Here is a 26002-nt window from a genome sequence, read left to right as displayed (position 1 = left end):
GGCGTCACCGTGACAAGGCGCCCGGAGGCGGTGCCATAGAATCGGGTCAACCTCGATGTGCGTGTTCAGCCCGAGATCCGTCCCACGATTGGTGCTCAGTGCTTCCCCCTGCCGATTCGCTCGCCCCGGAATGGCTCGTCGTCCCCGAAGACGCGAACGATCTCGCGAGCGGAGTGTGGCCGGCCTCTGCGGTTCGCGACGCCGACGGCGTCCTCGACATCGCCGGCGTGAGCGCGGCCGACCTCGCCCGCACCTACGGCACCCCGCTGCTCGTGCTCGACGAGGACGAGGTCCGGGGGCGCGCCAGGGCTTTCCGGACCGCCTTCGATCAGGCCGCATCCGACCACGGCACGACGGCGCAGGTGTACTACGCGGGCAAGGCGTTCCTCTCGACGACCGTCGCACGCTGGGTCGTCGACGAAGGACTGCGCGTCGATGTGTGCACCGGAGGCGAGCTCGAGGTGGCGCTCGCCGCAGGGGTGTCGCCCGAATCGCTCGGCTTCCACGGGAACAACAAGTCGACAGCGGAGCTCGAGCGCGCCGTGATCGCCGGCGTCGGCACGATCATCGTCGACAGCGCGGTCGAGATCGAGCGTCTCGCCGCGATCACCGCGCGGACCGGTGCCGTCCAGCGGGTGCTGGTGCGGGTCATCAGCGGCGTCCACGCCGAGACCCACGAATTCCTCGCCACGGCGCATGAGGACCAGAAGTTCGGGTTCCCGCTCGCTGAGGCCGAAGACGCCGTCGCCCGTATCCGGGAGCTTCCAGGGCTCGACTTCGCCGGACTGCACTGCCACATCGGCTCGCAGATCTTCGGCGTCGCGGGGTTCCGCGAATCGGCTTCCCGCGTCCTGGAGCTGCACGCCGCGCTCCTCGACGGCGGTCCGGTGCCGCTGCTGAACCTCGGCGGCGGTTTCGGCATCGCCTACACCCGGGTCGACGATCCGACGCCGATCGAGGTCCTCGCCGGTGAGATCGTCTCCGCGGTCGCCGAAGGCTGCGCGGCGCGCGGCATCCCGGTGCCCGCATTGTCCTTCGAACCAGGGCGCGCGATCGTCGGCACGGCCGGCGTGACCCTGTACGAGGTCGGCACGACGAAGGACGTGACGGTGGAATCCGGCGCGGTCCGGCGATACGTCAGCGTCGACGGCGGGATGAGCGACAACGCCCGCACCGCCCTCTACGGTGCCCAGTTCTCGGCGCGGATCGCTTCGCGCATCGGCGTGGGGGAGCCCCAGCTCAGCCGCGTCGTCGGAAAGCACTGCGAGTCGGGCGACATCGTCGTCGATCATGAATACCTGCCGGCCGACCTCGTGCCGGGCGATCTGCTCGCGGTTCCCGCGACGGGCGCGTACTGCGCCTCGCTGGCGAGCAACTACAACCATGTTCCGCGTCCGCCGATCGTCGCCGTGCGCGACGGTCGATCGAGGATCATCGTCCGCGGTGAGACCATCGACGACCTGCTGGCCCGAGACGCGGGCATCGACGGGGCGCACGCCCCCGAGGGAGACAGATGACCCACCTCCGAAGGAGCAACCATGACTGACTACCGACGACTTCGTGTGGCGCTGCTGGGCGCGGGAGCGGTCGGCTCGCAGGTCGCGGCTCTCCTGCTGCGACACGGCGATGAGCTCGCCGACCGAGCGGGCGCCGAGCTGGAGCTCGCCGGCATCGCGGTCCGCGACGTCGACGCGCCGCGCGACGCCGACCTGCCGAAGGAGCTCTTCACGACCGACGCCGAGACGCTGATCCTCGGCTCCGACATCGTGATCGAGCTGATCGGCGGCATCGAGCCGGCCCGGACGAACATCCTCCAGGCGATCGGCTCCGGAGCCGACGTCGTGACCGCCAACAAGGCGCTGCTCGCCACGCACGGTCCCGAGCTCTTCGAGGCGGCCGATCGCGTCGGCGCGTCCGTGTACTACGAGGCGGCCGCCGCGGGGGCCATCCCGATCATCCGTCCGCTGCGTGACTCGCTGGCCGGCGACCGCGTGGTGCGGATCATGGGAATCGTGAACGGCACGACGAACTACATCCTCGACCGGATGGACACCGAGGGAGCGGACTTCGGCGACGTGCTCGCCGATGCCCAGCGTCTGGGCTACGCGGAATCGGACCCGACGGCGGATGTCGAGGGCTACGACGCCGCGCAGAAGGCGGCCATCCTCGCGAGCCTCGCGTTCCACACGGCCGTGCCGCTGGATGCCGTGTACCGCGAAGGCATCACGTCCGTCACCGCCTCGATGATCGAGGAGGCGCGTGCCGCCGGCTTCGTGATCAAGCTGCTCGCCGTGTGCGAGCGGCTGGAGGCCGACGGCACGGAGTCGATCTCGGTCCGCGTCTACCCGGCCCTCGTTCCCGTCTCCCACCCGCTGGCATCCGTCCACGGCGCGAACAACGCGGTGTTCGTCGAGGCCGAGGCCGCCGGCTCCCTCATGTTCTACGGCGCGGGCGCGGGCGGCGTGCAGACGGCATCCGCCGTTCTCGGTGACGTCGTCTCCGCTGCCCGCCGCCACATCGCGGGGGGCGTGGGCGTCGGCGAGTCCACCAGGGCGAACCTCCCGGTCGTGCCGATCGGGCACGTCACCACTCGCTACCAGATCACGCTCGAGGTCGCGGATGCGCCGGGCGTGCTCGCCACGGTCGCCGGCACGCTCAGCGACGGCGGCGTCTCCGTGGCGACCGTCGTGCAGACCGTCGAGGGCGAGGACGAGCCGACCGCGCGACTGATCATCGGCACCCACCGCGCGACCGAGCAGGCGCTCAGCGCGACCGTCGATGCCCTCGCCGGCAGCGCGGTCGTGGAGCGCGTCGTCTCCGTGCTGCGCGTGGAAGGCGAGTGACGGTGACGGCCACCTCCGAGCCCGTCGAGGGGCGCACCGTCGAGGTGACGGTTCCCGCCACGAGCGCGAACCTCGGCCCGGGCTTCGACACCCTGGGGCTCGCTCTCAGCATCTACGACACGCTCCAGGTGACCGCGCTTCCCGCCGGTCGGCTCGAGATCGAGGTCACGGGCTCCGGCGCGGAGGAGATCCCGCGCGACGCATCGAACCTCATCGTTCGCACCATCGCTTATGTCTTCGCCGACGTCGGCCGGCCCGTCCCCGGACTGCGGATCGTCGCCGAGAACGGCGTGCCGCACGGTCGGGGCCTCGGGTCCTCCGGCGCGGCGGTCGCCGCTGGCGTGCTCGCAGCCAAGGGGCTGCTGGAGGGCGACGTCGAGATCGACGACGCCGACCTGCTGCGCCTCGCCACCGAACTCGAAGGTCACCCCGACAACGTCGCCCCCGCGCTGTTCGGCGGACTGACGATCGCCTGGGTGGGGGAGCGCGGCCCGCAGCACAAGAAGCTCCTCGTGCACCGAGGAGTCTCTCCGCTCGTACTCGTCCCGGCGTACACGATGTCGACCTCGCAGGCGCGATCGCTGCAGCCGCCGCAGGTCTCCACGGCCGACGCCGTGTTCAACGTGTCGCGCTCTGCTCTGCTCATCGCCGCGCTCATGCAGAGCCCCGAGCTGCTGTTCGACGCCACGGCCGACCGCCTTCATCAGGACTATCGCGCCGAGGCGATGCCGGAGACGCAGCGGCTCGTGCAGGCGCTCCGCGCCGAGGGCTTCGCTGCCGTGGTCTCCGGTGCCGGACCGAGCGTGCTCGTGCTCGCCGATGGGCCCGGCAGCCGCCAGGACGCCGTGGATCTCGCCGATCGCGTCACCGACACCCCGTGGGAGGCGCTCCTGCTCGCCGTCGACGTCCGTGGTGGTACAGTGGGGGCGAGCGGAGGGCTCCACGTAGTTTCGTGAATCTGGCCCCATTGCAAATCTTGCAAGACCCGCACGCAAACCCCTGAGGCAGATTTCTTCCGAGAACTCCCTGCCGAGGCCGGCTGGCGCCGAGCGTCAGCCCGTGCGATCGCGCGCAGCACCCGTTGTGCGCGTTCAACGCTCATTCCCCATGACATATAAGGGAGTACTCGTGGAGAACCTCTCCGAGACCCAGAACGATCAGACGACGTCCGTCGCCGATCCGCCAGAGGCTGCTGCCGGTACCGAGACGGCCGCCCCGGCGCGCAAGCGCGCACCGCGTCGTGCCACCACCGCGACGGCCGCGGCGAAGGCCGAGAAGGCCGCCGAGGCGAAGGATGCCGCGTCCGCGGCCGCCGAGCCGAAGGCAGCGCCGTCCAGCGACGGCGCCGAGACCGCAGAGGCCGCCCCCAAGGCGAAGGCCCCGCGCCGCAGCCGTGCGAAGAAGGCGGATGCCGACGCTCCTGCCGCCGACGCAGCCGCCGCGCCGACCGAGGCTCCTGCCGCCGCAGAAGCGCCGGCCGAGGCCGCCCCGAAGACCACCGGCCGCGGTCGCCGCGGTGCGCAGAAGCCTGCGGCCGAGGCCGAGACCCCGGCCTCCGAGGTCGCGGCCGATGCCGCGCCGGCCGAGTCCGGCCAGGAGGACGGCGGACAGAACGACTCCGCCCCCAAGCGCAACCCGCGCAACAGCAATGCGCGAGGCGGCAGCCAGAACGGCAACGCCCAGAACGGCAACGCCCAGAGCGATGACGGTCAGAACGGCAACGCCCAGAACGGCAACGCCCAGAACGGCAACGGTCAGAACGGCAACGGTCAGAAGGACGACGCGCAGAACAACGACGCGTCCGACTCCGACGGTGGCGACGAGCAGGGTGGCCGTGGCCGCAACCGCAACCGCAGCCGCAACCGTGGTCGCGGTCAGAACGGTGCCGCGCAGGACCAGCAGCAGCCTCAGGCCGCCGCGGGTGCCGCAGACGATCAGCCGGGCGGGAACAACCGCAACCGTCAGCGCAACAAGCGCCGCGGCGCGGAGCCGACCGACGAGTTCGACACCGAGATCGGCGAGGACGACGTCCTGATCCCGATCGCCGGCATCCTCGACGTGCTCGACAACTACGCCTTCGTGCGCACCACCGGCTACCTCGCCGGTCCCAGCGACGTCTACGTGTCGCTCGGACAGGTCAAGAAGTACAACCTCCGCAAGGGTGACGCGGTCGTCGGCTCCATCAAGCAGCCCCGCGAGGGCGAGCAGCAGGGCCGTCAGAAGTACAACGCACTCGTGAAGGTCGACTCGATCAACGGTCTGTCGATCGACGATGCCGCCACTCGCGTCGACTTCGGCAAGCTCACCCCGCTGTACCCCCAGGAGCGTCTGCGTCTCGAGACCGCTCCGGAGAAGCTGACCCAGCGCATCATCGATCTGGTCGCCCCGATCGGCAAGGGCCAGCGCGGCCTCATCGTCGCGCCCCCGAAGGCCGGCAAGACCATCGTGCTGCAGCAGATCGCCAACGCGATCGCGCAGAACAACCCCGAGGTCCACCTCATGGTCGTGCTCGTCGACGAGCGCCCCGAAGAGGTCACCGACATGGAGCGCACGGTGAAGGGCGAGGTCATCGCCTCGACCTTCGACCGTCCTGCCGAGGACCACACCACGGTCGCCGAGCTCGCCATCGAGCGTGCCAAGCGTCTGGTCGAGCTGGGTCGCGACGTCGTCGTGCTGCTCGACTCGATCACCCGCCTCGGCCGCGCGTACAACCTCGCGGCTCCGGCATCCGGTCGCGTGCTCACCGGCGGTGTCGACGCCTCGGCGCTGTACCCGCCCAAGCGCTTCTTCGGCGCCGCGCGCAACATCGAGAACGGCGGATCGCTCACGATCCTCGCCACCGCGCTCGTCGAGACCGGTTCCAAGATGGACGAGGTCATCTTCGAGGAGTTCAAGGGCACCGGCAACAGCGAGCTGCGCCTGTCGCGCTCCCTCGCCGACAAGCGCATCTTCCCGGCGGTCGACGTGAACGCGTCGAGCACTCGCCGCGAGGAGATGCTGCTCTCGGCCGACGAGGTCAAGATCACCTGGAAGCTGCGTCGCGCCCTGGCGGGCCTCGACCAGCAGCAGGCCCTCGAGGTCGTGCTCGGCAAGCTCAAGGAGACGAACTCGAACGTCGAGTTCCTCGTGCAGATGCAGAAGTCGATCCCCGCGCTCTCCTCGGGCGCGCACGGTCACGACAACAACATCCGCTGAGGGATTCCGTGTTCGAGTCCGTCCAGACTCTGATCGACGAGCATCGCCGGGTCCAGGAGGAGCTCTCCGACCCGGCGGTGCACGCCGACGCCGGTCGTGCGAAGCGTGTCAATCGCCGCTACGCCGAGCTGTCGCGCATCGTCGCAGCGCACGACGCGTGGGTCGCCGCGACCGACGATCTCGAGACCGCGCGGGAGTTCGCCCGTGAGGACGAGTCGATCGCGGCGGAGATCCCGGCGATGGAAGAGGAGCTGCAGTCCGCTCAGGAGCGGCTGCGACGCCTGCTGATCCCGCGCGACCCCGACGACGCCCGTGACGTGATCATGGAGATCAAGGCGGGGGAGGGCGGTGCCGAGTCGGCGCTGTTCGCCGCCGACCTGCTGCGCATGTACGTGCAGTACGCCGCGTCGAAGGGCTGGAAGACCGAGCTCCTGGAGCGCAACGAGTCCGACCTCGGCGGCTACAAGGACGTGCAGGTCGCGATCAAGGGATCGTCGACCGACCCCGCTCAGGGGGTGTGGGCGCACCTCAAGTACGAGGGTGGCGTGCACCGCGTGCAGCGGGTCCCGGCGACGGAGTCCCAGGGACGCATCCACACCTCGACGACCGGCGTGCTGGTCTTCCCCGAGGTGGATGAGCCCGAAGAGATCCAGATCGATCAGAACGATCTGAAGATCGACGTGTTCCGCTCGTCCGGTCCGGGCGGGCAGTCGGTCAACACGACCGACTCGGCGGTGCGCCTGACGCACCTTCCGACCGGCATCGTCGTCTCGATGCAGAACGAGAAGTCGCAACTGCAGAACCGCGAGGCCGGCATGCGCGTTCTCCGCGCCCGCCTGCTCGCCCGTCAGCAGGAGGAGCTCGCCGCAGCCGCCTCCGATGTGCGCAAGTCGCAGATCCGCGGCATGGATCGCTCGGAGCGTATCCGCACCTACAACTTCCCGGAGAACCGCATCGCGGATCACCGCACCGGTTTCAAGGCGTACAACCTCGATCAGGTGATGGACGGCGCGCTCGATCCGATCATCACCAGTGCCATCGCCGCCGACGAGGAAGCCCAGCTGGCCGCCGTCGGCAACGATTCCTGACCTCGGCCGCCGCGGACCGCTAGGCTCGGCCCGTGATCACACTCCTGTTCCGCGGGCTCATGTACGTCGTGTCCGCAGGTCTCGGCCTCATCGTCGCGGATGCGCTCCTCGCGGGCTTCCAGATCCAGTGGGACAAGTGGTGGGGCTTCGTCATCTGCATCCTGATCTTCGCGATCCTGCAGAGCGTGCTCGCGCCGTGGGTCAGCAAGCTGGCCGATCGCTATGCGCCGGTCCTCATGGGCGGCATCGGGATCTTCTCGACGCTGATCGCCCTCGTCATCGTGGTGCTGCTGCCCATCGGCGGCCTGCGCATCGTCGACCTCACCGGCTGGCTGCTCGGCTCGGTGATCGTCTGGCTGATCACCGCTCTCGGCAGCGTGCTGCTGCCGCTGATCTTCCTGAAGCGCAAGGTCGACGCGAAGGAGCCGCGCCGCCGCTAGCGGGCACCGCTCAGATGGAGTAGTCGGGCGCCGTGAGCAGGGCCCGGGTGTCCTCGCCCACGACGCGCAGGCGCGGCTTGGCCGGCACCCCGACGAGGATGCTGTCCGCCGGGGCGTCGCGCGTCACCACGGCGTTCGCGCCGACCACGGTTCCCGCGCCGATCGTCACGGGACCCAGGATCTTGGCCCCGGCGCCGACGGCCACGCCGTCGCCGAGAGTGGGATGCCGCTTCCCGGCGTCGCGCGTGCGGCCGCCGAGGGTCACGCCGTGATAGAGCATCACGTCATCGCCGATCTCGGCCGTCTCGCCGATCACCACGCCCATGCCGTGGTCGATGAAGAAGCGTCGACCGATCGTCGCGCCGGGATGGATCTCGACTCCCGTGAGCCACCGGGACAGCTGGGACCCGGCGCGGGCCAGCAGCCGGAGCCGCCGTCGCCACAGCGCATGCGAGACGCGATGCGCCCAGATGGCATGCAGACCCGGGTACAGCAGAGCGACCTCGACCGCGCTGCGTGCAGCGGGATCCCGCAGGCGCGCCGCCGCGATGTCCTCGCGCACGCGAGCCCAGATCGACGTGCTCACTCGTCGCGCAGGTGCTCGTACAGCGCCGTCGACAGGTACCGCTCGCCGAACGAGGGGATGATCACGACGATGTTCTTGCCTGCTGCTTCGGGGCGCTTGGCGATCTCGAGCGCGGCCCAGATCGCGGCACCGCTGGACATGCCGACGAGGATGCCGTCCTTCGCCGCGGTCTCGCGGGCGAGGCGGATCGCGTCGTCGAATGTGACGTCGATCACCTCGTCGAGCACGTCGCGGTCGAGGATCGGAGGCACGAAGTTCGGTCCGATGCCCTGGATCTTGTGCGGACCGGGGTGGCCCTCGGTGAGGATCGGGGAGTCCTTGGGCTCGACGGCGACGATCTTGACGCCGGGGATGCGCTCCTTGAGCACCTGTCCGACACCCGTGATCGTGCCGCCCGTGCCGATGCCGGCGACGAAGTAGTCGACCTTGCCGTCGGTGTCGCGGAGGATCTCCTCGGCGGTGGTCTTGCGGTGGATGGCCGGGTTGGCCTCGTTCGCGAACTGCTTCGCCAGCACGGCGCCCGGCGTCTTCGCCGCGATCGCCTCGGCCTCGGCGATGGCGTTGGTCATGCCCTTGGTGGGGTCGGTCAGCACGAGCTCGGCGCCGAACGCCTTGAGCAGCATCCGCCGCTCCTTCGACATGGATGCCGGCATCGTGAGGATCACCTTGTAGCCGCGAGCCGCACCCACCATCGCGAGAGCGATGCCCGTGTTGCCGCTGGTCGCCTCGACGATCGTCCCGCCCGGCTTCAGCTCGCCCGATGCCTCGGCGGCGTCGACGATGGCGATGCCCAGGCGGTCCTTGACGCTCGATGCGGGGTTGTAGAACTCGAGCTTGGCCAGCACCGTGGCGCCGACGCCCTCGGCGACCCTGTTCAGGCGGACGAGCGGGGTGTTGCCGAACGCGGTGGTGATGTCGGAGTGAATACCGGGCATGAGGAACCTTTCCAGAGCGGGTCGCTGCGCCCCAGCCTAGGTGAGGCGGCTTCGGGTGCCGGAAATGTGACGCACGCTTGCACTCTACGCTGGAAGCCATGCCTGAGAACTCGCTCGCCGCCCTCGTGCGCGCCGCGGCCCAGCGCCTCGCGGACGCCGGGGTACCCGATCCGCTCGTCGATGCCGAACTGCTCGCCGGACACGTACTGGGTCGTCGCCGCGGCGAGGTGCAGGCGGCGATCGTGCGCGGCGACAGCGTGGGTGAGGATGACGCTGCGGCGCTCGATATCCTCGTGGCGCGGCGCTCCGGCCGGGAGCCGCTCCAGCACATCACCGGCACCGCTCCCTTCCGCCATCTCGAACTGGCCGTCGGACCCGGCGTCTTCGTGCCGCGCCCCGAGACCGAGACGGTCGTGCAGTACGCGATCGACGCACTGCTGAACGCGCCGGAGCCCGCGCCGATCGGTGTCGATCTCGGCACGGGGAGCGGAGCGATCGCCCTGGCCATGGCGACCGAGGTCCCGCACGCACGGATCTTCGCCGCCGAGCTCTCCCCGGACGCACACGCGTGGGCGAGCCGGAACACGGCAGGAGTGGAGAACCTCACGCTCGTGCTCTCCGACCTCGGCGAGGCGTTCCCCGAGCTCGACGGCACGGCATCCGTCGTCATCTCGAATCCGCCGTACGTCCCCGACGCCGCGATCCCGCGGGACCCCGAGGTCCGCTTGTTCGACCCCGCACTGGCGCTCTACGGCGGCGAGGACGGCCTCGACATCGTGCGCGTGCTCAGCACCAGGGCGCTGCGTCTGCTGCGATCGGGCGGATTGCTGGTGATCGAGCACGGCGAGCTGCAGGGCGCGTCGATCAGGGAGCTGCTCGCCGAAGACGGCTGGCGCGCCGCCGCCACGCACCGCGACCTCACCCTGCGAGACCGTACGACGACGGCTCTCCGGCCCTGATCAGCGCACGTCGAGCTTCCGCCGCATCCGTCCCGGATAGAATCGAACCGTCATGTCAACCATCTTCGACTGCCGCGACGAGGCGCAGCTGCTCGCCGGAATGCGCCACGCACGCCAGGCGATCGGCCGCGGTGAACTCATCGTCATGCCCACAGACACCGTGTACGGCGTCGCCGCCGACGCCTTCTCGCCGACCGCCGTGCAGCGTCTTCTCGACGCCAAGGGCCGCGGTCGCAACCAGCCGCCGCCCGTGCTGATCGGGTCGAAGGACACTCTCGCGGCGCTGGCCGAGTCGGTGCCGGAGCCCGTGCAGCGTCTCGTCGACGCGTTCTGGCCCGGCGGCCTCACGATCGTGCTCCCTGCGCAGCCGTCTCTGGTCTGGGACCTGGGGGAGACCCTCGGAACCGTCGCCGTGCGCATGCCGGAGGGCCACGTGGCGCTCGAGCTGCTGGCCGAGACCGGCCCGCTCGCGGTGTCCAGCGCCAACCTCACGGGTCAGGATGCCGCGATCTCGGCTCTCGACGCGGAGAAGATGCTCGGCGACAGCGTCGCGGTGTATCTCGCCGACGGCATGAGCAAGAACGGCATCTCCTCGACGATCGTCGACGCCACCTCGCTCGTCCGACGCGGCGACGAGGAGCAGGGCGTCGTGCGCATCCTCCGGCACGGCGTCGTGACACGCGAGCAGCTGGACGAGGTGCTCGGCGACCTGCTCGAGTCCGACGAGGCGCAGGAGTCGCACGAGGATCACCCGCACGAGCCCGACGCGGAGGAGCAGCAGGACGGGAACCCGTGAAGCAGTACCTCTTCACGATCGTCATCACCGCCGTCCTCACCTTCGGGTTGACGTGGGCGGTCTGGCGGCTGAGCCTGCGCTTCAAGCTCTATCCCGGCATCCGCGATCGCGACGTGCACACGACGCCCACTCCGAGGCTCGGCGGTGTCGCGATCTTCCTCGGCATCGCCGCCGCCTTCGCGTTCTCGGCGACCAACCCCTTCTTCCAGAGCATCTGGATCCCGCCGACGACCATGTGGTCGATCCTCGGCGCCTCCTTCCTGATCGCCGTGATCGGCGTGGTCGACGACCTCTGGGATCTGGACTGGATGATCAAGCTGGGCGCGCAGTTCCTCGCCGCCGGGATCATCACCGTGGGCGGCGGGCTGCAGATCCTCTCGCTCCCGTTCGGCGATCTGATCGTCTTCTCGAGCTGGGTCAGCATCACGATGACGATGTTCGCGATCGTGATCGTCATGAACGCCGTGAACTTCATCGACGGACTCGACGGACTCGTCGCCGGCGTGTGCCTCATCTCGAACGGCGTCTTCTTCGCCTACTCGTACATCTTCACGCGCGACTCGGGTGCCTCCAGCTACTTCAACCTCTCGACGTTCATCGCCGCCGTGCTCATCGGTGCCTGCCTGGGATTCCTCCCGCTGAACTGGAGTCCCGCGAAGCTGTTCATGGGCGACTCCGGAGCGCTGGTGCTCGGGCTGCTGATGTCCACGTCCGCGATCGCCCTCACGGGGCAGATGGATCCCTCCGCCCTCGACCCCGAGCGCCTCGGCCGCTCGCAGCTGCTCGGTGCGTTCATCCCGATCCTGCTGCCGCTCCTGGTCGTCCTGCTGCCGCTCCTCGACTTCGGCCTGGCGGTGCTCCGTCGCATGAACGCCGGCAAGTCGCCGTTCTCGCCCGACCGCAAGCACCTGCACCACCGGATGCTCGACCTCGGTCACCGCGACCGGGACGCGGTCCTCATCTTCTACGCATGGACGGCGGTCATCTCCCTCGCTGTCCTGCTCATGTACGTCGGCGCGCGGGAGGACTGGCCCGGCCAGTACCTGCCCGGCGTCGGCTTCGGCATCGTGGGCATCGCGGCCTGCCTCGTCATCACCCTGAGTCCTACCCGCCGCAGAAAGCGCCCGGCGGGGGTTGCACCCGATCCGACACCCGTGGAGTCCTGATGAGCCCCAGCCCCGTATCCAGCACGCCGATCCTGCGTCGAACACTGATCTGGTCGGCGGTGGCGACCGCCGTGCTCGCGATCGTGGCCGGTGGTGTGGGATTCCTCGTCGCCCAGGGGGAGGGGCTGGTGAGCGGCCTTCTCGGCGTGCTGCTGTCCGCCCTGTTCCTGGCGATCACGGGCATCAGCATCCTCGTCGCCAACCGCTGGTATGGCGACCCCATCTACGTGCAGCTCTTCTTCGCGATCGTGCTCGGCGGGTGGCTGCTGAAGCTCGGCCTGTTCGTCGTGGTGATGATCCTTCTCGGCGGTCAGCCGTGGGTGCAGCCGATGGTGTTCTTCCTCTCGATCGTCGCCGGCGTGATCATGTCGCTGATCATCGACGTGATCGTCCTCACGCGCATGCGCCTGCCGAACGTCAGCGACACGACGCTGCCGACCGAGGTGCCGGAGGACGTGGCGCCGGGGGCCCAGAACCGCGCGGACGAGGGATCGTCCGAGGGCGGTCAGCGGTCTTAGGACATCCTCATATTCTGATAGTGTTGAGGAGTGCCCGCCGCTCGCCCGCGAGCGCTTGCGCTGATAGCACACCGACCATCGTCGCCCCGGTTTAGACCGGTGCCCCGAAGCTGGAGCCCGCGCTGTTTAATCTTGCTGCGACCCTGATCCCTAAACTCGCCACTGACGGCGAGTTCCACGGCCCGTCGATCGATGAGTTCTTCCCGGAGATCCTCTTCAACGTCGCGGGCATCCCGGTGCACCGCATCCACCTGGTGCAGCTGCTGTCGGTCATCGCCGTCGTCCTGATCCTCTGGCTCGGCACGCGTCGCATGACGGTCGTGCCCGGCCGCTTCCAGAGCCTCGTCGAGATGGGTCTCGGCCTCGTCCGCGGCAACATCGCGCACGACCTGCTCGGACGCAAGGACGGCGACCGCTTCCTGCCGATCCTCACCACGATCTTCTTCATGGTGCTGTTCATGAACATCACCGGCATCATCCCGTTCCTGAACATCGCCGGAACCAGCATCGCGGCCGTGCCTCTGACGCTCGCGATCGTGAGCTACGTGACCTTCATCTATGCGGGCATGCGACGCCACGGCTTCCGGTTCTTCAAGAACGCCCTCCTCCCGCAGGGAGTCCCGGGCTTCGCGATGCCGATCGTCGCGATCATCGAGCTGCTCTCGACCTTCATCCTGCGCCCGGTCACTCTGATGCTCCGACTCCTGATGAACATGGTCGTCGGGCACATGCTGCTCGTGCTGTGCTTCGGGGCCACGCAGTTCTTCTTCTTCACCGTCGGCGGCGGCTGGGCCGCCCTCGGCGTCGGAACCCTCGCCTTCGGCGGCGCCTTCACTCTCTTCGAGATTCTGGTGGCCGTTCTGCAGGCCTACGTCTTCACCGTCCTCACCGCGGTCTACATCCAGCTCGCGGTCGCAGAAGAGCACTGAGCGGGCGGGCATCAGCCCTCCCACCCAACGAAAGGAAAAACCCGTGGACGCAACTACGGTTCTCGCTGAAATCAACGGTCACATCGGTGCGGTCGGCTACGGCCTCGCAGCCATCGGCCCGGCCATCGGCGTGGGTATCGTCGTCGGCAAGACCATCGAGGGCGTCGCTCGTCAGCCCGAGCTGGCCGGCCGCCTTCAGGTCCTCATGTGGATCGGTATCGCCTTCACCGAGGCGCTTGCGTTCGTCGGCATCGCCGTCGCATTCATCCCGTTCCCCGCGTAATCCCTACCGACTTCAGAAGGAGACAGGATGCTGAACGCTCTTGTCACGAACCTCGCGGCGGAGGGGGAACCGAAGAACCCCCTGATCCCCGAGTGGTACGACATCATCTGGTCGGGTCTGTGGTTCGTCGTCATCCTCTTCGTCGTGTGGAAGGTCGCCCTTCCCAAGCTGACGAAGATGCTCGACGAGCGGTCCGCTGCCATCGAAGGCAACATGGCGAAGGCTGACGAGGCGCAGAAGAAGGCCGAAGCAGCACTCGAGGAGTACACCCGCCAGCTGGCGGAGGCACGCACCGAGGCCGGTGAGATCCGTGAGGCCGCCCGTGAGGACGGCAAGAAGATCGTCGCCGAGGCCAAGGATGCCGCTTCCAGCGAGGCTGCACGCCTCACGGCCACCGCGCACACGCAGATCGAGGCCGAGCGTCAGACCGCTCTCGTCTCGCTGCGCAGCGAGGTGGGCTCGCTGGCCCTCGACCTCGCCGGCGGTGTGGTCGGAGAGACCCTCTCCGACGACGCTCGTGCCACGGCTGTCGTCGATCGCTTCCTCGCCGATCTCGAGGCATCCGAGAAGGCGGCTCAGTAATGGGCAGCGCGACCACTCAGGCACTCGCGGCATCCATCGAGACGCTTGCCGCAGCGAAGGGCGTCACTCTCGACACCGCACGGGAGCTCTTCGCTGCCGGGCGCGCCGTGAGCGAGTCGTCCCAGCTGAGCGGCGCGCTGGCCGACCCGTCGGCTCCGGCCGACGCGCGACAGAACGTCGTCACAGCGATCTTCGGCGGATTCTCCGCAGACGCGCAGAGCGTCTTGAAGACCGTCGTCGCCGAGCGCTGGTCGAACGCCTCCGAGCTGGTGGACGGCATCGAGGAGCTCGCGATCCGCGCCGCAGCGATCGCGGAGCCCGGCGCCGATCTCGAGGCGGAGATCTTCGGGTTCTCCCGCGTGATCGCCGCCAACGCCGAGCTCGAGCTCGCCCTGGGCAGCCGCCTCGGGGGAGAGGAAGCCAAGGGCGCTCTCGTGGAGCGGCTGCTCGCCGACGGCGGCTACAGCGCTCCCGCCACGCTGATCGTCTCCTCGCTCGTGCGCCAGCCGCGCGAGCGGCGTGTGCGCCAGCTGCTCAACCGCGCCACGCGCATCGTCTCGAGCCAGCACGGTCGAGTCGTGGCGACGGTCCACACCGCGTCCGAGCTCAACGACGCGCAGCGCACCCGTCTCAGCGATGCTCTCTCGCAGCGCTACGACGGCAAGGTCACGCTCAACGTCGTCATCGACCCTGCCGTCCTCGGAGGCCTGCGCGTGCAGATCGCCGATGACGTCATCGACGGCAGCATCTCCGCTCGACTCGCAGATCTTCGCCAGAAGCTCGCGGGCTAACACGACTTCGCGCGGGGAACCGCGCACCCAGATACAAAGGGAAGACAATGGCAGAACTATCGATCAGCCCCGACGTCATCCGTGACGCGCTGAAGGACTTCGCCGCCGCCTACGAGCCCACCGGGGCCGCGGCGACCGAGGTCGGCACCGTCATCGACGCCGCGGATGGAATCGCGCATGTCGAGGGCCTGCCCGGCGTCATGGCCAACGAGCTCGTGACCTTCGCAGACGGCACCAAGGGTCTCGCGCTGAACCTCGACGAGCACCAGATCGGTGTCGTCGTCCTCGGCGAGTTCACCGGCGTCGAGGCCGGCCAGGAGGTCACCCGCACGGGTGAGGTCCTCTCGGTCCCCGTCGGCGACGGCTACCTCGGCCGCGTCGTCGACCCGCTCGGCAACCCGATCGACGGCCTCGGCTCGATCGCGACCGAGGCGGTCCGCGAGCTCGAGCTGCAGGCGCCCGGCGTCATGCAGCGTAAGTCGGTCCACGAGCCGATGCAGACCGGCATCAAGGCCATCGACGCGATGATCCCCGTCGGCCGCGGTCAGCGTCAGCTGATCATCGGCGACCGCCAGACCGGCAAGACGGCCATCGCGATCGACACGATCATCAACCAGAAGGCCAACTGGGAGTCGGGCGACGTCAACAAGCAGGTGCGCTGCATCTACGTCGCGATCGGCCAGAAGGGCTCGACCATCGCCTCGGTGAAGGGCGCGCTCGAAGAGGCCGGCGCCCTGGAGTACACCACGATCGTGGCGGCTCCGGCATCCGACCCCGCCGGCTTCAAGTACCTCGCTCCCTACACGGGTTCCGCGATCGGCCAGCACTGGATGTACGGCGGCAAGCACGTCCTCATCATCTTCGACGACCTGTCGAAGCAGGCCGAGGCCTACCGCGCCGTCTCGCTCCTCCTGCGTCGTCCGCCGGGCCGCGAGGCCTACCCGGGTGACGTCTTCTACCTGCACTCCCGTCTGCTGGAGCGTTGCGCGAAGCTGTCCGACGAGCTCGGTGCCGGATCGATGACGGGTCTCCCGATCATCGAGACCAAGGCGAACGACGTCTCGGCGTACATCCCGACCAACGTGATCTCGATCACCGACGGCCAGATCTTCCTGCAGTCCGACCTCTTCAACGCCAACCAGCGTCCGGCGGTCGACGTGGGTATCTCGGTCTCGCGAGTCGGTGGTGACGCGCAGGTCAAGTCGATCAAGAAGGTCTCCGGAACGTTGAAGCTGGAGCTCGCGCAGTACCGCTCGCTCGAGGCGTTCGCGATGTTCGCGTCCGACCTCGACCAGGCGTCGCGTCGTCAGCTCTCCCGTGGTGCGCGCCTGACCGAGCTGCTCAAGCAGCCGCAGTACTCGCCGTACCCCGTCGAGGAGCAGGTCGTCTCGATCTGGGCCGGAACGAAGGGCAAGCTCGACACGATCGAGGTCTCCGACGTGCTCCGCTTCGAGCGCGAGCTCCTGGACTACCTGCGTCGCAACACCAAGGTCCTCGAGACCCTGCGCGAGACCAACGTCCTCGACGACGACACGGTCGCAGAGCTCGAGAAGCACACCGATGCCTTCGTCCTGGAATTCCAGGGTGGCAAGGGACACGCCATCGGCGCTCCCGGTCACGAGGAGCACGCGGCGGCCGAGGCGGACGACGTCAACCAGGAGAAGATCGTCAAGGGTCGTCGCGCGTAACCGCGTGAGGTACTGATTTCATGGGCGCTCAACTCAGGGTCTACAAGCAGAAGATCTCTTCTGCTCAGACGACCAAGAAGATCACGAAGGCGATGGAACTCATCGCGGCTTCGCGCATCCAGAAGGCGATGGCACGCGTCAAGGCGTCCAGCCCCTTCGCGCGAGCCGTGACGAGGGCCGTGTCCGCCGTCGCGACGCACTCGAACGTCGACCACCCGCTCACCCGTGAGCCCGAGTCGATCCGCCGCTCCGCGGTCGTGATCTTCTCGTCGGACCGCGGTCTCGCCGGAGCCTTCAACTCGCAGATCCTCCGTGAGGGTCTCGAGGTGGCGGAGCTCCTGCGCGAGCAGGGCAAGGAGCCGGTGTTCTACCTCGTCGGTCGCAAGGCCGTCGGCTACTTCCAGTTCCGTCGCATCGCGGCGGCAGCGGAGTGGACCGGCGACACCGACACCCCGTCGTTCCACACGGCGGAGGAGATCTCGCAGCAGCTGCTCGAGGACTTCTCCCGCGGTGCGGACGAGGGCGGCGTCGACGAGATCCACCTCGTGTACAACCGTTTCGTCAGCATGATGACGCAGTCGCCGGAGTCCGTGCGTCTGCTCCCGCTGGAGATCTCGGAAGCAGACGAGTCGGAAGCCGGGAACACCGTCTACCCGCTCTACGAATTCGAGCCGGATGCCGAGACCGTGCTGGACGCGATCCTGCCGGTGTACATCCAGAGCCGCGTCTTCAACGCCCTCCTGCAGTCGTCCGCCGCCAAGCAGGCCGCGACGCAGAAGGCGATGAAGTCCGCCAGCGACAACGCCGACAAGCTCATCACCGACTACACCCGTCTGCGCAACAACGCGCGTCAGGCGGAGATCACGCAGCAGATCGCAGAGATCGTCGGCGGCGCCGACGCGCTCTCGTCGAGCAAATAGACCATCAGGAGAGAGACGAAAATGACCCCCACCGCCACGGCTGACCAGCCGGCGACCGCGGTCGTCGGGCGCGTCGCGCGCGTCAACGGTCCGGTTGTCGACATCGAGTTCCCGCACGACTCGATCCCCGACATCTACAACGCACTGAAGACCACGATCGTGATCGGCGAGTCCGCCGTCGAGATCACGCTCGAGGTCGCGCAGCACCTCGGCGACGACCTCGTTCGCGCCATCGCCCTGAAGCCGACCGACGGCATCGTCCGCGGTCAGGAGGTGCGCGACACCGGAGAGGCCATCTCGGTCCCCGTCGGTGACGTCACCAAGGGCAAGGTCTTCAACGTCATCGGAGAGGTCCTGAACCTCGAGCCCGGTGAGACGATCGAGGTCACGGAGCGGTGGCCCATCCACCGCAAGGCCCCGAACTTCGACCAGCTCGAGTCGAAGACCACCATGTTCGAGACCGGCATCAAGTCGATCGACCTCCTCACGCCGTACGTGCTGGGTGGGAAGATCGGTCTGTTCGGTGGCGCCGGTGTCGGAAAGACGGTCCTCATCCAGGAGATGATCCAGCGCGTCGCGCAGGACCACGGTGGTGTGTCGGTGTTCGCCGGTGTCGGCGAGCGCACCCGTGAGGGCAACGACCTGATCCACGAGATGGAAGAGGCGGGTGTCTTCGACAAGACGGCCCTCGTGTTCGGCCAGATGGACGAGCCGCCGGGAACGCGTCTGCGCGTCGCCCTGTCGGCTCTGACGATGGCGGAGTACTTCCGCGACGTGCAGAAGCAGGACGTGCTGCTCTTCATCGACAACATCTTCCGCTTCACGCAGGCGGGTTCCGAGGTCTCCACGCTGCTCGGCCGCATGCCGTCCGCGGTGGGTTACCAGCCGAACCTCGCCGACGAGATGGGTGTGCTCCAGGAGCGCATCACCTCGACGCGCGGTCACTCGATCACCTCGCTGCAGGCGATCTACGTGCCGGCCGACGACTACACCGACCCGGCTCCGGCGACCACCTTCGCCCACCTCGACGCCACGACCGAGCTCTCCCGTGAGATCGCGTCGAAGGGTCTGTACCCGGCCATCGACCCGCTGACCTCGACGTCGCGGATCATGGACCCCCGGTACTTGGGCGAGGACCACTACCGCGTCGCGACCACCGTCAAGCAGATCCTCCAGAAGAACAAGGAACTGCAGGAGATCATCGCCATCCTCGGTGTCGACGAGCTCTCCGAGGAAGACAAGATCGTCGTGTCGCGTGCACGTCGTATCCAGCAGTTCCTCTCGCAGAACACCTACATGGCGAAGAAGTTCACCGGTGTCGAGGGTTCGACCGTCCCGCTGAAGGAGACCATCGAGTCGTTCGATGCGATCACCCGCGGTGACTTCGACCACGTCGCCGAGCAGGCCTTCTTCAACGTCGGTGGAATCAACGACGTCGAAGAGCAGTGGGCGAAGATCCAGAAGGAGAACGGCTGACCATGGCGCTGCACGTCAGCCTCGTCTCCGCCGACGCGGAGGTCTGGACGGGAGAGGCGAGCCTCGTGGTCGCCAAGACCGTCGAGGGCGAGATCGGCTTCATGACCGGCCACGAGCCGGTGCTGGCCATCCTCGCCGAGGGCCAGGTCCGGATCACCCAGACCGACGGCACCAAGGTGCTGGCCAACGCGCAGGACGGGTTCCTCTCCATGGAGGGCGACACCCTGACCATCGTCGCCGGCAACGCGGCTCTCATCGCCTAGCAGTTCTGTTCCACTCGTCCGCCCCGGACCGTCCCGCGCTCACTCGTGAGCGTCGGCGGTCCGGGGCGGACGTGTCTGTCTCCGAGGTCCCATGAAGATCCTGCTCCCACCGTCCGAGACCAAGCGTCCGGGCGGCGACGGCGCACCGCTCGCGCTCGCCTCGCTGGCCCTTCCCGAACTGCACGCGCACCGGTCCGCCGCTCTCGACGCGCTGATCGATCTGGCCGCTGACGAGGAGGCCGCGCGCAGGGTCCTGAAGCTCAGCGACCGTCAGGCCGGCGACGTGGAGCACAACCGGACGCTGCGGACGGCGCCCACCATGCCGGCGATCGATCGCTACACGGGTGTGCTGTTCGACGCGTTGGATGCCGCCACGCTGTCGGCGGCATCTCGTCGCTGGCTCGGCGAGCACGTGTGGATCCACAGCGCGCCGCTGGGTCCGATCGGGGCCCTGGATGCGCTGCCCGCGTACCGGCTCTCCGCGGGGACCTCGGTGCCCGGTCTTCCGGCCCTCCGGCGGCACTGGGCTGAGGCCACGTCATCCGCCATCGCGCAGTCCGAGCCGGCCTTCGTGCTCGACCTGCGGAGTGAGGCGTATGTGGCCCTCGGGCCCGTCCCGGCATCCGTTCCCTCCTCGTACGTCCGGGTGGTGACGGAGCACGGCAGGGCGCTCAACCACTTCAACAAGAAGTCCAAGGGTCTGCTCGTGCGGGCGTTGGCCGAGGACCGGCCGCGCATCGCGTCGCTGCGCGGCCTGCGCGGCTGGGCGGAGAAGAACGGCGTCGTGCTTCGCGACACCGCGGACGCCGGCGTTCTGGAGCTCGTCGTCGCCGAGTGACGCCGCGTGACTTCCGGTATATCTCTCCCGCGTGGTTCGTTGCCCGCCCTCATGCGCACCGCTACCATGTCCAATGCGAGGCGGTCGCTTCGTTGCGGGGGGCGAAAGCCGTCTCCCGAGACCAAAGAATGTGAGTCTCATGGATTACGACGACTACGGAGCCGGCTACGCAGGCCTGCTCCTCGCATATTCTTTCGTGATCTTCCTGATCGCGATCGCCGGCTACGTGCTGGGATCCCTCTTCTACATGAAGATCTTCGAGAAGGCCGGCGTCCAGGGCAAGTGGCGCGCCTGGGTCCCGGTGTACAACGTGATGATCTTCTTCAAGCTCGGTGATCTGAGCCCGTGGCTCGTGCTCTACGGCATCGGCGGCGCTGCGCTGCTGAGCTGGATCGGCATCGGCTTCGTCTTCTCCCTCGCCCTCGCCGTGCTGTCCGCGATCGCCGCATGGCGCGTCGGACTCAAGCTGCAGAAGGATGCGGTCTGGGTCGTGCTCTACGTCTTCCTGAGCATCGTCTGGCTGGGTATCAACGCCTTCGACAAGTCGCGCTGGAACCCGAACATCCAGCCGGCCTCCTGGGCTGGCAACGGCTTCCTCGGGGACCGCACCGTGTGGGACGGCATCCCCGTCCAGCCGGCCGCCGCGGCACCGCAGCAGGGTTACGGCGCTGCTCCTCAGGGTTACGCGCCCCCGGCGCAGCCCGGATACGCTCCGCCCGCACAGCCGGGTTACGCGCCTCCGGCACAGCCCGGCTACGCGCCGCCGGCTGCTCCTGCCGCACCGGCGACCGGGGCACCTGTGCCTCCGGTGCAGCCCACCACGCCGGCGGCCCCGCCGGCAGCTCCGCCGGCGACTCCGCCGGCACCCCCGACCGCGCCGCCGGCGGCTCCGCCTGCGCCGCCGTCCGACCCCACGCAGCCTCCGGCGTGATCGTCTGACACAGGGCCCTCGACTTCGGTCGGGGGCCCTGTGCCGTTCCCTCCGCGGGCCGCACCGATGGTGACGGCACGGGGACTAACGTGGAGATCATGGTCATGTCGCAGCGCCGGGTGGGCGCCTCCGGTCTCCTCGTATCGGCCACCGGCCTCGGCTGCAACAACTTCGGGCGTGCGGGGACCGCGACGGAGACGCTCTTGGGCACCCGCGAGGTCCTCGACGCGGCGATAGCCCACGGGATCACGCTACTCGACACCGCCGACATGTACGGCGCCGCGCCCGGCGCGAGCGAGTCCCTGATGGGGGAGGCGCTCGAAGGTCGCCGCGACCGCGTCGTGCTCGCGACGAAGTTCGGTCAGGAACGCGACATGGGCTACGACTTCCCGGCCGGCCGCGGGTCGCGTCGCTACGTGCGCCGTGCTGTCGAGGAGTCCCTGCGCCGACTGCGCACGGACTGGATCGATCTCTACCAGCTGCACCTGCCCGACCCCGAGACGCCGATCGCGGAGACGACGGATGCCCTCGACGAACTCGTGCGCGAAGGCAAGATCCGCTACTACGGGCACTCGAACTTCTCGGGCTGGCAGATCGCCGAGGCGGAGTTCACCTCGCGCGAGAGATCGACCGGTCGTTTCATCTCATCCCAGAACCACTACTCGCTGCTCGCGCGTGCAGCCGAGAGGGAAGTTCTCCCTGCCGTCGAGCGGTACGGACTCGGGTTCTTCCCGTTCTTCCCGCTGCACAACGGTCTGCTGACGGGCAAGTTCACCCGTGACGGCGGTCCGGCGTCGAGTCGCATCATGTCGAGCCGTCGCCACGTGTGGGAGAACGCGCCGTGGGATGCCCTCGACGAGTTCCGCGCGTTCTGCGACGATCGCGACATCACGATGCTGCAGGCGTCGTTCGGCTGGCTCCTCTCGAATCCGGTCGTGTCGAGCGTCATCGCCGGGGCTACCTCTGCGGCTCAGGTCGAGGCGAACGCCCTCGCCGGCGATGCGTGGCGACCGGACGCCGCCGACCTCGAGACCATCGACGGGATGTTCCCGCTGCCCGAGGACCCGGGGGCGCGAGTATGAGCCTGGAACCGGAGTTCCACTACGATGTGTGAGTATCCTGCGCTCGCCCGATCAGCCGCAGGTCCATCGGAGGCAGCACGTGGCTGAGACGACGAAGACGCGCAGCATCACGATCGCAGAGCGCCCGCTGCTGCTCTCGTGGGCCGGCGTCACCGATCTGGGCCGTCGCCGTGAGACGAACCAGGATGCGTTCCTGGCGGAGTACCCGCTGTTCATCGTCGCCGACGGCATGGGTGGTCATGCCGGGGGAGAGATCGCCAGCCGCAGCACGGTCGCGAGACTCGAGGCGATGGTCGAGTCCGGCGAGGTCGACAGGGCCGCGATCGAGAACGCGCTCGAACTGGCCGTCGCCGACATCGCCGATCACCCGGAGACCACCGACGAGGGCACCGGCACCACGCTCACCGGGGTCTTCCTCGACGTCGACGGCGACGTGCCGCAGTGGGTCTCGCTGAACATCGGCGATTCCCGGGTCTATCTGCTCCGTGACGACCGGCTGGTGCAGGTCACCACGGACCACTCGGTCGTCCAGGAGCTCATCACGGCGGGCAAGCTCAGCCCGGAGGAGGCCGAGGGCCACCCCTACAGCAACGTGATCACGCGCGCCGTCGGTGCGAGCGAGCTCACTCCGCCGGACTATCTCACGATCGATGTGCGAGCGGGCGACCGCTTCGTCATCTGCTCGGACGGGCTCACGAAGGAGCTGACCGACTACGGGATCCAGCACTTCCTGCGCGAGAACGCCGACCCCGCCGACGCCGTCGATGCGATGCTCGCCGCGGCTCTGGAGAACGGTGGACGCGACAATGTCACGCTCGTCATCGTTCAGGTGGGCGATGCGGACGAGTCGCCCTCCACAACGGACGACGACGCGGAGTAGCCGCCCCGCTCCTGTGGACAGCGCCCTTTGCGGAGGCCGCATGCTGTGCACTGAGGAGCATGGACTCCTTTCCGATCGCTCTCCCCGCTGCGCCCCCGGAGCCGCGTCGCCCCTCGTTGCCCTTCATGGCGGCGATCGTGCCCATCGCCGCCGGAGTGGTGCTCTGGCTGGTCACCGGTTCGCTGTACGCTCTCTGCTTCGCTGCGCTCGGTCCGCTGATGCTCGTGGCGTCGCTCGCCGACGGAGCTCGGAGCAGACGACGAGACCGGCGCCGCAACGACGCGGAGACCGAGGCGGGATGGGCGGAGGCTGAGGTCGAGCTGGAGCGCCGACAGCGCGAGGAGCGCGCCGCGCGGTGGCTTCAGGAACCGGATGCCGCGTCGTGCCTGACGCGCCGGCCGCTCCGTGACGCACATCCGCCGGACGAGAAGACCGTTCTCGTGGTGGGCAAGGGGAAGGTGCCGAGCAGCATCCGCTGCAGCGGCGGCGGTGACGATGCGCGTGCGCGCGACTTCCGTGGGCGGTCGGCATCGCTGGACGATGCGCCGCTCACGGTGGCTCTCGGGCGCGGCGTCTGTCTGCGAGGACCGGAGGCTCTGGTCGCCGCGGTCGCCCGCGCCGTCGCCGTGCAGCTGTGTCTGCGGTTCAGTGCTGCCCAGCTCTCGCTCGTCGGCGAGGATCTCGCGCGGTGGGGACTCGAGGCCCTGCCGCACGCCGTGCGTGCACGACGGAGCGGATTCCGTGTCGGCGTCGCCGCGTCGGGAGGAACCCGGATCGATGCCGACGCCGTGATCTGGCTCACAGGCGCGGGAGGTGAGGTGCCCGACGGCGTGACGACCGTGCTCGACGTCGAGGAACCGGGAGCTGCGACGCTGAGGACGCCACGGGGAATCGTGGAAGTAGCCGTGGAATGCCTCTCGCTCGCGCAAGCGCAGGTAATCGCCCGGGAGTGCAAGGAGGAGCACGGCGACGCCGACGCGCTTCCGCAGGCCGTCGCCATGCGCGAGCTCGGGCAGTCGCAGAGCATCGGTGGACTCCCTGCGGTCATCGGGCGGAGCGCCCACGAGGACATCGTGGTCGACATCGTGGACGACGGACCGCACGCGATCGTCACCGGCACGACGGGGACAGGCAAGAGCGAGCTCCTCGTGACCTGGGTGACGGCGATCGCCGAGGCCAACGGCCCCGACCGCGTGACGTTCGTTCTCGCGGACTTCAAGGGCGGCACGGCCTTCGAGCCGCTGCGCGAGCTCCGGCAGGTGGCGGCCGTCATCACCGATCTGGACGACGACGGGGCGCGACGGGGCGTCTCGAGCCTGACCGCGGAGCTGCGGCACCGGGAAGGGGTGCTCGCGGCTGCGGGCGCCAGGGACGTGCGAGACGTGTCGATGCCTCGGCTGGTCATCGTCGTCGACGAGTTCGCGGCTCTTCTGCAGGAGCACCCGGACCTCGGCGCCGTCTTCACCGACGTCGCGGCCCGCGGTCGAGCGCTGGGCATGCACCTCATCCTCGGCACGCAGCGCGCTGCCGGAGTCGTCCGCGACGCCCTCGCGGCGAACTGTCCGCTGCGGATCAGTCTGCGGGTCGGAGACGCGGCTGACAGCAGGCTCGTGATCGGGACCGACGCCGCGTCGGAGATCCCGGGCGGAGCCGTCTCACGGGGAATCGCGCTGGTGCGCCGTCCCGAGGATCACGCGCCGGTCGCGCTGCGCGTCGCTCTCACCGGCGCGGCGGATCTGCGGCAGGTCGGTGTGCGATGGGCTGCCGTCGAGCGACCACGCAGCCCCTGGCTTCCCGCGCTGCCCGGACACATCGCCCTCCGAGAACTCACGCTCGACGCGCCGCCCGTGCCGGCGGGAACAGCCATCCTGGGACGATCCGACGCACCGGAGCAGCAGTCACAGCCCCTCGAGCTGCTGGACTGCGGGGTGGAACGGGGTATCGCGATCCTGGGCGCGCCTGGGTCCGGACGCACCGCGGCTCTGCGGCTGATCGCCGCGCAGCGCGCGGATGCGCGATGGGTGCCGCGCGATGCCGAGCGAGCGTGGGACCTGGTCGCGGCCTGGTCGACCGGCAGCGAACCGCTGCCGCCGGTGGTGCTGTGCGACGACCTGGACGGCCTTCTCGCCAGACTGCCACCCGAGCATGCGCAGCAGTTCGCCCAGCACTGGGAGCGCATCCTGCGGGCGGGCGGCGCGACCATCGTGATGACCGCCGCGCGTGCGGCCGGCCCGGTGGGTCGTCTTCTCGATGCGCTTCCGCGACGGGCCCTGCTGCGGATGGCGAGTCGAGTCGAGCACATCGCGGCCGGGGGAGAACCGTCCGGGTTCATCCGCGACCGCGTCCCCGGCCGAGCTGTCCTCGGCGGGCGTGAGATGCAGTTCGCCTGGGTCGAGGAGGATGCCGTCGTCATCCCGGTCGAGCCGTCGCCGCCGGCGTGGAGTCCCGCGGCGAGCATCTCGGCGGTGGTGAGCACCGGCGCCCCCGACATCGTGGCGCGCTTGCAGGCGGCTCACCCGGACTGCGAAGTGCTTCTCCCGGGTGCGGAGAGACTGCGGCCGCACGTCCCGTGCATCTTCGTGGCGGATGCCGAGACCTGGCAACGCAGCTGGTCGATCTGGCAGGGAGTCCGCGCGACCGGGGAGGTCCTCGTCCGCGCGGAGCAGCCGGCGGATCTGCGTCAGCTCGCGGGTGTCCGAGAACTGCCGCCCTTCGCGCATCCGCACGCCGGTCGGGCGTGGTCGGTGCGCGGCGCCGGGTCACCACGCCGTGTCATCGTTCCGGCGCTCGCGCCGGGGTGAGTGAGCCCGTGG

Annotated in this window: 25 protein-coding genes; 23 read left to right on the top strand and 2 right to left on the bottom strand. The window is 68.9% G+C overall.

Features of this window, described 5'->3' with window-relative positions; translation table 11 throughout:
• Window positions 1-98 precede the first annotated feature (98 nt).
• From lysA to ABS642_RS05830, 6 genes are all read left to right on the top strand, one after another.
• Complete coding sequence (gene lysA, locus ABS642_RS05855; protein ID WP_350352583.1) at window positions 99-1517, top strand: diaminopimelate decarboxylase; 1419 nt, start codon at window positions 99-101, stop codon at window positions 1515-1517.
• 21 nt (window positions 1518-1538) lie between these two features.
• Window positions 1539-2843, top strand: coding sequence for a homoserine dehydrogenase (locus ABS642_RS05850; RefSeq protein WP_282213758.1), 1305 nt, complete (start codon window positions 1539-1541; stop codon window positions 2841-2843).
• 2 nt (window positions 2844-2845) lie between these two features.
• Window positions 2846-3799 (top strand): homoserine kinase, encoded by a 954-nt coding sequence (gene thrB, locus ABS642_RS05845; RefSeq protein WP_350352582.1) that lies wholly within the window; start codon window positions 2846-2848, stop codon window positions 3797-3799.
• A gap of 172 nt (window positions 3800-3971) precedes the next feature.
• Window positions 3972-6038, top strand: coding sequence for a transcription termination factor Rho (gene rho, locus ABS642_RS05840; protein ID WP_350352581.1), 2067 nt, complete (start codon window positions 3972-3974; stop codon window positions 6036-6038).
• 8 nt (window positions 6039-6046) lie between these two features.
• Entirely contained in the window at window positions 6047-7126 is a 1080-nt protein-coding gene (prfA, locus tag ABS642_RS05835; protein ID WP_350352580.1) for a peptide chain release factor 1, read from the top strand.
• 32 nt (window positions 7127-7158) lie between these two features.
• Window positions 7159-7566: a hypothetical protein gene (locus ABS642_RS05830; RefSeq protein ID WP_282213754.1), complete on the top strand. Its 408-nt coding sequence runs from the start codon at window positions 7159-7161 to the stop codon at window positions 7564-7566.
• A 10-nt stretch (window positions 7567-7576) separates the two neighbouring features.
• Here the strand turns inward: ABS642_RS05830 and epsC are convergent, their stop codons facing one another.
• Window positions 7577-8152, bottom strand: coding sequence for a serine O-acetyltransferase EpsC (gene epsC, locus ABS642_RS05825; RefSeq protein ID WP_282213753.1), 576 nt, complete (start codon window positions 8150-8152; stop codon window positions 7577-7579).
• A complete protein-coding gene (gene cysK / locus ABS642_RS05820; RefSeq protein ID WP_282213752.1) occupies window positions 8149-9087 on the bottom strand; it encodes a cysteine synthase A in 939 nt (312 codons plus the stop codon). The genes epsC and cysK overlap by 4 nt, the downstream gene beginning before the upstream one ends.
• A 98-nt stretch (window positions 9088-9185) precedes the next feature.
• Here cysK and prmC point away from each other — a divergent pair, with 98 nt between their 5' ends.
• From prmC to ABS642_RS05735, 17 genes are all read left to right on the top strand, one after another.
• The gene (prmC, locus tag ABS642_RS05815) at window positions 9186-10046 is read left to right on the top strand and encodes a peptide chain release factor N(5)-glutamine methyltransferase (protein ID WP_350352579.1); all 861 of its coding nucleotides are present in this window, start codon (window positions 9186-9188) and stop codon (window positions 10044-10046) included.
• A gap of 52 nt (window positions 10047-10098) precedes the next feature.
• Window positions 10099-10842: an L-threonylcarbamoyladenylate synthase gene (locus ABS642_RS05810; RefSeq protein WP_350352578.1), complete on the top strand. Its 744-nt coding sequence runs from the start codon at window positions 10099-10101 to the stop codon at window positions 10840-10842.
• Window positions 10839-12008: an MraY family glycosyltransferase gene (locus ABS642_RS05805; RefSeq protein WP_282213749.1), complete on the top strand. Its 1170-nt coding sequence runs from the start codon at window positions 10839-10841 to the stop codon at window positions 12006-12008. The genes ABS642_RS05810 and ABS642_RS05805 overlap by 4 nt, the downstream gene beginning before the upstream one ends.
• Window positions 12008-12526, top strand: coding sequence for a hypothetical protein (locus tag ABS642_RS05800; protein WP_350352577.1), 519 nt, complete (start codon window positions 12008-12010; stop codon window positions 12524-12526). The genes ABS642_RS05805 and ABS642_RS05800 overlap by 1 nt, the downstream gene beginning before the upstream one ends.
• A gap of 236 nt (window positions 12527-12762) precedes the next feature.
• The gene (gene atpB / locus ABS642_RS05795; protein ID WP_282213747.1) at window positions 12763-13455 is read left to right on the top strand and encodes a F0F1 ATP synthase subunit A; all 693 of its coding nucleotides are present in this window, start codon (window positions 12763-12765) and stop codon (window positions 13453-13455) included.
• Window positions 13456-13498: 43 nt separating this feature from the next.
• Complete coding sequence (gene atpE, locus ABS642_RS05790) at window positions 13499-13738, top strand: ATP synthase F0 subunit C (protein ID WP_045265023.1); 240 nt, start codon at window positions 13499-13501, stop codon at window positions 13736-13738.
• 27 nt (window positions 13739-13765) lie between these two features.
• Window positions 13766-14320, top strand: coding sequence for a F0F1 ATP synthase subunit B (locus ABS642_RS05785; RefSeq protein WP_282213746.1), 555 nt, complete (start codon window positions 13766-13768; stop codon window positions 14318-14320).
• Complete coding sequence (locus tag ABS642_RS05780; protein WP_282213745.1) at window positions 14320-15111, top strand: F0F1 ATP synthase subunit delta; 792 nt, start codon at window positions 14320-14322, stop codon at window positions 15109-15111. The genes ABS642_RS05785 and ABS642_RS05780 overlap by 1 nt, the downstream gene beginning before the upstream one ends.
• 47 nt (window positions 15112-15158) lie before the next feature.
• Window positions 15159-16799 carry a F0F1 ATP synthase subunit alpha gene (gene atpA, locus ABS642_RS05775; protein ID WP_282213744.1) on the top strand — a complete coding sequence of 547 codons (1641 nt, stop codon included), beginning with the start codon at window positions 15159-15161 and terminating at the stop codon, window positions 16797-16799.
• Window positions 16800-16819: 20 nt separating this feature from the next.
• On the top strand, window positions 16820-17719 hold the full coding sequence (locus ABS642_RS05770; RefSeq protein ID WP_282213743.1) for a F0F1 ATP synthase subunit gamma: 900 nt from the start codon (window positions 16820-16822) through the stop codon (window positions 17717-17719).
• Between the two features lie 21 nt (window positions 17720-17740).
• Window positions 17741-19195, top strand: coding sequence for a F0F1 ATP synthase subunit beta (atpD, locus tag ABS642_RS05765; protein WP_282213742.1), 1455 nt, complete (start codon window positions 17741-17743; stop codon window positions 19193-19195).
• Window positions 19196-19197: 2 nt separating this feature from the next.
• A complete protein-coding gene (locus tag ABS642_RS05760) occupies window positions 19198-19458 on the top strand; it encodes a F0F1 ATP synthase subunit epsilon (RefSeq protein ID WP_045280545.1) in 261 nt (86 codons plus the stop codon).
• Window positions 19459-19549: 91 nt separating this feature from the next.
• Window positions 19550-20296, top strand: a complete 747-nt coding sequence (gene yaaA / locus ABS642_RS05755; RefSeq protein ID WP_350352576.1) for a peroxide stress protein YaaA — start codon at window positions 19550-19552, stop codon at window positions 20294-20296.
• Between the two features lie 139 nt (window positions 20297-20435).
• Window positions 20436-21227 (top strand): large exoprotein, encoded by a 792-nt coding sequence (locus ABS642_RS05750; RefSeq protein ID WP_350352575.1) that lies wholly within the window; start codon window positions 20436-20438, stop codon window positions 21225-21227.
• Between the two features lie 98 nt (window positions 21228-21325).
• Window positions 21326-22309 carry an aldo/keto reductase gene (locus ABS642_RS05745; RefSeq protein WP_350352574.1) on the top strand — a complete coding sequence of 328 codons (984 nt, stop codon included), beginning with the start codon at window positions 21326-21328 and terminating at the stop codon, window positions 22307-22309.
• A gap of 79 nt (window positions 22310-22388) precedes the next feature.
• Window positions 22389-23189 (top strand): protein phosphatase 2C domain-containing protein, encoded by an 801-nt coding sequence (locus ABS642_RS05740; protein ID WP_350352573.1) that lies wholly within the window; start codon window positions 22389-22391, stop codon window positions 23187-23189.
• Window positions 23190-23248: 59 nt separating this feature from the next.
• Window positions 23249-25990 (top strand): FtsK/SpoIIIE domain-containing protein, encoded by a 2742-nt coding sequence (locus ABS642_RS05735; protein WP_350352572.1) that lies wholly within the window; start codon window positions 23249-23251, stop codon window positions 25988-25990.
• The last annotated feature ends 12 nt before the right edge of the window (window positions 25991-26002 follow it).

Origin of the sequence: Microbacterium sp. A8/3-1 (genome assembly GCF_040267695.1) — a bacterium.
GTDB lineage: Bacteria > Actinomycetota > Actinomycetes > Actinomycetales > Microbacteriaceae > Microbacterium > Microbacterium luteolum.
The sequence above is the reverse complement of the archived record's forward strand: the minus strand, read 5'-3'. Positions and strand labels throughout refer to the sequence as shown.

Coding starts and splice junctions, on each gene's coding strand:
- ABS642_RS05850 (WP_282213758.1), top strand. CDS start 1,539: ATGACTGACTACCGACGACTTCGTGTGGCGCTGCTGGGCGCGGGAGCG.
- cysK (WP_282213752.1), bottom strand. CDS start 9,087: ATGCCCGGTATTCACTCCGACATCACCACCGCGTTCGGCAACACCCCG.
- prmC (WP_350352579.1), top strand. CDS start 9,186: ATGCCTGAGAACTCGCTCGCCGCCCTCGTGCGCGCCGCGGCCCAGCGC.
- ABS642_RS05810 (WP_350352578.1), top strand. CDS start 10,099: ATGTCAACCATCTTCGACTGCCGCGACGAGGCGCAGCTGCTCGCCGGA.
- ABS642_RS05800 (WP_350352577.1), top strand. CDS start 12,008: ATGAGCCCCAGCCCCGTATCCAGCACGCCGATCCTGCGTCGAACACTG.
- ABS642_RS05785 (WP_282213746.1), top strand. CDS start 13,766: ATGCTGAACGCTCTTGTCACGAACCTCGCGGCGGAGGGGGAACCGAAG.
- ABS642_RS05780 (WP_282213745.1), top strand. CDS start 14,320: ATGGGCAGCGCGACCACTCAGGCACTCGCGGCATCCATCGAGACGCTT.
- atpA (WP_282213744.1), top strand. CDS start 15,159: ATGGCAGAACTATCGATCAGCCCCGACGTCATCCGTGACGCGCTGAAG.
- ABS642_RS05770 (WP_282213743.1), top strand. CDS start 16,820: ATGGGCGCTCAACTCAGGGTCTACAAGCAGAAGATCTCTTCTGCTCAG.
- atpD (WP_282213742.1), top strand. CDS start 17,741: ATGACCCCCACCGCCACGGCTGACCAGCCGGCGACCGCGGTCGTCGGG.
- ABS642_RS05760 (WP_045280545.1), top strand. CDS start 19,198: ATGGCGCTGCACGTCAGCCTCGTCTCCGCCGACGCGGAGGTCTGGACG.
- yaaA (WP_350352576.1), top strand. CDS start 19,550: ATGAAGATCCTGCTCCCACCGTCCGAGACCAAGCGTCCGGGCGGCGAC.
- ABS642_RS05750 (WP_350352575.1), top strand. CDS start 20,436: ATGGATTACGACGACTACGGAGCCGGCTACGCAGGCCTGCTCCTCGCA.
- ABS642_RS05745 (WP_350352574.1), top strand. CDS start 21,326: ATGGTCATGTCGCAGCGCCGGGTGGGCGCCTCCGGTCTCCTCGTATCG.
- ABS642_RS05735 (WP_350352572.1), top strand. CDS start 23,249: ATGGACTCCTTTCCGATCGCTCTCCCCGCTGCGCCCCCGGAGCCGCGT.